Raw genomic sequence first — 4,856 nt, 5'->3', positions numbered from 1 at the left:
GGGTTAGCGCGAGGGGGTTGGGGGTTCGCCTGAGTCCAGGACTGCTTGGGTCCAGCCGCCTTCTATGACGCCTGTGGCGTCCAGGACGGCCCAGTCGACTACGTCGGACGTCTCCACGACCACGGGGGCGCCGATGCGCACGCTCTGGTCGGTGTTGGCGTCGCTGGCGCTCACGCCGACGATGCGTTCCGGGGTCTCCCACGAGGTGACGCCCGCCCAGACGTACTCCGGGCCGTCGTCCCCGGGCAGGCCGTACTTCACCACCAGTTGCGACTCGGTGGGGAACTCACCGGCGACGAACCGGGCCCGTGCGTCATCCAGTGCGGCCCGGGCGGTGGCGACCGCACGGCTCATGGCGTCACCGGAGCGGGCGTAGCGCACGTCCGGCTGGATCCCGGAGAACAGCGTCGCGCAGGCGGCCGCGTAGTAGCGCCCGTCCGGGCCGGGGTGCCCTGCCGGCGGGCGCAGGCTGAGGAACGAGTCGGCCTCCGGGTCGGTCGCCGGGTCCAGTTCGAGGCGGAGCAGCACCGGGGCGGTGGCGCCGTGCTGCTCCGGGTTGCCGTACGCCACCGCGATGTCGTGGCCGGTGACCGTGGCCAGTACGGGCAGCTGCACGAACGCCGGCACCTCCTCGCCGGTGAGCCCGTCGGTCCAGTCCCGCAGCAGTCGGCGGGCCGCCCCGGTCATCACCGCACCCCAGGCGCGGGTGAGGTGGTCCGGCACCCCCTGGGTCTGCAACTCCAGCAGACCGAAGCGGCGCAGCCCCTTGGTGGTGAACCACAGGCCCTCGGTGTCCGACGAGTACGGCACCAGCACCCAGTCGACAAGGCGGATGCGGCCCTGCTCGTCGGGGAGGGAGCGCAACGCGGTCGCCGGGTCGAGGAACTGGAGGCCGAAGACGTCCACCACGTCGCTGTCGACGGACTCCGCCACGGCGGCGGCGACCGCCCGGGCGGCCCACTCGTGCGCGGGCGGCCAACCGGGCCGGTACTCGGCCTGTACGACCACCAGGTGCGTCGCCGCCGCCAGCCGGTCCAGTTGCTCCTTGGTGGCACCGAACGCGGTGAGCAGGTCCGGTGGCAGCTCGGGGAACTCGGTGATCGGCCGGGTGTCGACGCTCATCAGCGGGCTGTCGAGCATCTGCCGGGCCAGCCCGTGCACCGGCTCGGCCAGCCGGCCGGTCAGGGCCGCCACCGCGGTCTTCGCACTGACCTTCGGTAGCCCCGCCATCGGCACCAGGTAGGTCGCGCTGAGCGACTCCGGCACCGGAACGGGCAGGAAGTCGTCCGTGATGAGCATTGTGGGATCCCCCGGTGGCCGCGCCGGTGTTGTCGAGCCGAACGCTACCCGGCCCGCCGGGGCCGGCTCAGCCGGACAGCACCAGACCCAGGTAGACCAGCGTGGTGACCACCTCGACGGTCGCGCCCAGGACGTCGCCGGTGATCCCGCCGAGGCGGCGTACCACGTGGTTGAGCAGCGGTAGCGCGACGGCGATCGCGGCGACGACGGCCAGCGGCCCCTGCCATGGGCGGCCCGGCACCGCGGGCACCGCCAGCAGCACGACGACGACCGCGCCGGCGGCCGCTGCCACCGGGCCGACCGTGCCGGCGACCAGCGCGCCCAGCCCGTCGGGCCGGGCCGCCGGCACTCCCCGCCGGCAGGCCACCGTGACACCGAGCCGCCCGGCCGCGGTCGCCGTGACCACCGCCGCGAGGCACGCCGGCCAGGACCGACCGGCGAGGTCGGCGAGCGCCGCCGCCTGCACCAGGAGTACGACCACCAGGGCGACCACCCCGAACGGGCCGACGTCCGGCTTCTTCATGATCTCCAGGGCGGCCGCGCCCCGCCGGTACGAGCCGAGCGCGTCCACGGTGTCGGCCAGCCCGTCCAGGTGCAGCCCTCGGGTGAGCAGCGCGGCGACGCCGACGGTCACACCGGCCGCCACCAGCGGTGGGGCGAGCGCCCCGGCCAGCAGCAGCACACCGGCGAGCAGGGCGCCGAGCAGCGCGCCGACCACCGGGGCGAGGGCCATCGCCGTGCCGGCGACCGGGCGGTCGATGCGCCCGGCCCGCACCGGCAGCGTGGTGAACGTGGTGACCGCCAGCCGGGCTCCCGCGAGCAGCCGTGGTTCAGCCGGCACGCCAGCCCGTCGCCGGCTGCTCGTCCGCCTCGGTGCTGGCCGGGCCCGGCCCGGCCGGCTCCGGCTCGGCGAAGTCGGGCTCGGTCGAGTCGGGCTCGGTGAGATCCGGGTCGGCGTAGCTCGGGTCGGTGGACTCCGGCTCGTCGGCGTAGCTCGGGTCGGTGTCGTCCGGGCCGCCCAGCGACGGGTGCACCGGCAGCGCGGCGGACAGCGCCAGCACCGAGCGCAGCAGCGGCAGCGCCACCAGCGCGTTCGCGCCCTCGCCGAGATCCATCCGCAGGTCGAGCAGCGGGGTGAGGCCCAGCACGTCGGCGGCGAGCCGCACGGCCGGGTGCCCGCCGTGGTCGGCCAGCAGGCACCAGTGCCGGGCCTGGCCGGCCAGGTCACGGCTCACCATCCCGGCGGCCAACCCGACCGGCCCGTCGAGCAGCACCGGTACCCGGCGGGCGGTGGCGCCGAGCAGCACACCGGTGGCCACGGCCACGTCGCCGCCGCCCAGCTCGGCCAGGATGTCCTTGGCGCCGCGTGACGAGCGCCGGGTGCGGTGCAGCGCGTCGCGTACCGCCGCGCAGCGGATCATCCACGCCGCGTCGTCGATCTCCCCGGAGTCGGTGATCACCCGGCCCAGCACGGCGGGCGGCTCCGCGCCCGCGGTCGCCGCGAGCACCGCCGCGGCCGCCGCCTCGGTGCCGGCGCCGCACGCGCCGAGCACCAGCAGTTGTACGCCGGCGTCGGCGGCCTGCTCGGCCAACCGCCAGCCGTAGCGCAGCGCGGACTCCACCTGCTCCGGCGCGAGGGCAGGCTCGTCCTCGATCGGCGCGGAGGCCGGAGTGTCCACCACCTGGAGACTGGCGCCGCTCTCGGCGGCCAGCCGCGCCAACGCGCCCTGGCCGGCGCGGGCCTGTGCGGCGCGGCGCGCCGACTCACCGGCGACGGTGCCGGCCGCCGCCCCACCGGCGTGGTCGCCGTGCAGCAGCAGCACCCGCACCGAGCCCCAGGCGGCGGGGGTCGGGGTGCCCTGGGTGGCGGCGGCGAAGCCCACCACCCGGTCCAGCACGCCCAGACCGGCACCCGGTACGTCCAGCGTGGTCAGCCGGTCGACCGCCTGCGGGCCGGCGTACTCGTCGGGCATCGGCAGCTCCATGCCGGGCTGGATGACCAGCCCGGTGGACACCATCGGCAACGCCATGGTCGGCGCGGCCCAGGCGTTGCCCGGCTCCTGGGTCGGGATGGCCGGCGGTGTGTGGGTCAGCACGTCGGGCAGCTGCACCTCGGGGGTGGGCTCGGCGTCGGCCAGGCTCCTCACCGTTGCGCTGGCAGCGGCCGTCGGCGCGGTCATGGTGGCGGGAGCGGACGGTTCGGTCGCGGTGGCGGCCGACTTGAGCCAGACCGGCTGACCGGCGACGACCAGTACGACCGCGTCGCAGGCGTCGGCGACCGCGCGGTTGGCCGCGCCCAACGCGTCGGTGAACGCCCGGCCCAGCGGGGTGGTCGGCACCAGCGACAGCCCCACCTCGGGGCTCACCAGCACCACCCGGGCGGCACACCCGCGGATCGCCTCGGCCAGCTCGGCGATGGTCGCCACGTCGTCGGCGGGCTGGTGGTCCGGGTCGAGCAGCACCGTCACCCAGCCGCCCAGGTCGTCGACGAGCACCATCTCGTTGGGCTCGGCGGACGCGAGCACGTCGGCCAGCCGGCGCGGGTCCTCGGTGGTCTCCTCGGTGGTCCAGCTGCCCGGCCGTCGGGCGCGGTGCGCCGCCAGCCGGGTCGCCCACTCGGTGTCCTCCGGGTCGCCCTCGGGCGCGGTGGCGACGTAGCGGACCACCGGCGCGTCGGTGACCAGGGACTCGGCGAACTCGGACTTGCCGGACCGGATACCGCCGAGCACCAGGACCGTGTTCCACCCGTCTACGGACATGCCCGTACCTTAAGGCCGCCCAGGGTTGCGGTGCCTGCCGGCCCGTCGTTCAGTCGCAGTGCTCGAACCCACTGCCGTAACTGACCCCGCCGGTGGAGCCGCCCCACTTGACGCACGTCCCGGCGGCGGTGGCACGCACCGGTCCGGCGTAGTAGTCGAAGGACCCGCTGTCGGTGCTGCGTGCCCGCCCCTGCACCTCCAGGTACGCCGAGGCGGCCGACTTCGCTCCGACCGCGGTGTCCTTGAGGGTGACCACGCAGTTGGTGCCGGTGCCCGCCTGGTACAGCAGGAAGACCCGGCCCTTGCGCTGCCCGTCCCCGCCGGTCAGCGTCGCCGAGTCGATCACCTGGTAGCCGCTGCCGCACGCCTGTGCGGCCGTGTACGGGTTGGGCCGACTCGACGGGGTGCGGCTGGGCGTCGGTCGGCTGCTGGCCGTACCGGTCGGCGTGCTGCCCGGTGCCCCGGTGCGGGCGGGGTCGCTGCTGGTCGTCGCGTCGGCGGGGGACCCGGTCGGGTCGGCCGTCGCGGTGCGACTGGCACCCGGCGTCGCGCTGGGCCGAGGCCCGCTGGTGGTCGCGTCTCCGGGCGGCAGCGGAGCGTCGGCGACCGCCGCCGACTCGCCGGCCAGCGCGGGTGGCTGGTCCGCCGCACCCGGGTCGGCTCCGGGTCGCAGCGCCACCACGGCCACCACGGCTACCGCGACGAGGACGACCGCACCGGCCCCGACCAGCAGTGCACGGCGTCGGCCCGCCGGCCGGCTTCCGAGCGCCGCCAGACCCGGAGGAGCTGGCCCGTCGC

General features: G+C 76.0%; 3 protein-coding genes and 1 pseudogene. All 4 read right to left on the bottom strand.

The genetic code is table 11. The features are described 5' to 3' along the window. Window positions 1–3: 3 nt before the first annotated feature. Window positions 4–1,299, bottom strand: coding sequence for a DUF2314 domain-containing protein (locus tag DLJ58_RS00485; RefSeq protein ID WP_124853351.1), 1,296 nt, complete (start codon window positions 1,297–1,299; stop codon window positions 4–6). 67 nt (window positions 1,300–1,366) lie between these two features. Then, window positions 1,367–2,140, bottom strand: a complete 774-nt coding sequence (locus DLJ58_RS00480; RefSeq protein WP_124853350.1) for an adenosylcobinamide-GDP ribazoletransferase — start codon at window positions 2,138–2,140, stop codon at window positions 1,367–1,369. Beyond that, window positions 2,130–4,058 (bottom strand): bifunctional adenosylcobinamide kinase/adenosylcobinamide-phosphate guanylyltransferase, encoded by a 1,929-nt coding sequence (gene cobU / locus DLJ58_RS00475; RefSeq protein ID WP_124853349.1) that lies wholly within the window; start codon window positions 4,056–4,058, stop codon window positions 2,130–2,132. Before cobU ends, DLJ58_RS00480 begins: the two co-directional genes overlap by 11 nt. A gap of 49 nt (window positions 4,059–4,107) precedes the next feature. Continuing rightward, window positions 4,108–4,856: pseudogene (locus DLJ58_RS33720) on the bottom strand (hypothetical protein); the annotation flags it as partial.

The organism is Micromonospora arida, from assembly GCF_003857035.1.
GTDB classification, from domain to species: Bacteria; Actinomycetota; Actinomycetes; order Mycobacteriales; family Micromonosporaceae; genus Micromonospora; species Micromonospora arida.
The sequence above is the reverse complement of the archived record's forward strand: the minus strand, read 5'-3'. Positions and strand labels throughout refer to the sequence as shown.

Excerpts from the sequence above, each read along its gene's own strand:
- cobU (WP_124853349.1), bottom strand. The coding sequence starts at position 4,058 with ATGTCCGTAGACGGGTGGAACACGGTCCTGGTGCTCGGCGGTATCCGG.
- DLJ58_RS00485 (WP_124853351.1), bottom strand. The coding sequence starts at position 1,299 with ATGCTCATCACGGACGACTTCCTGCCCGTTCCGGTGCCGGAGTCGCTC.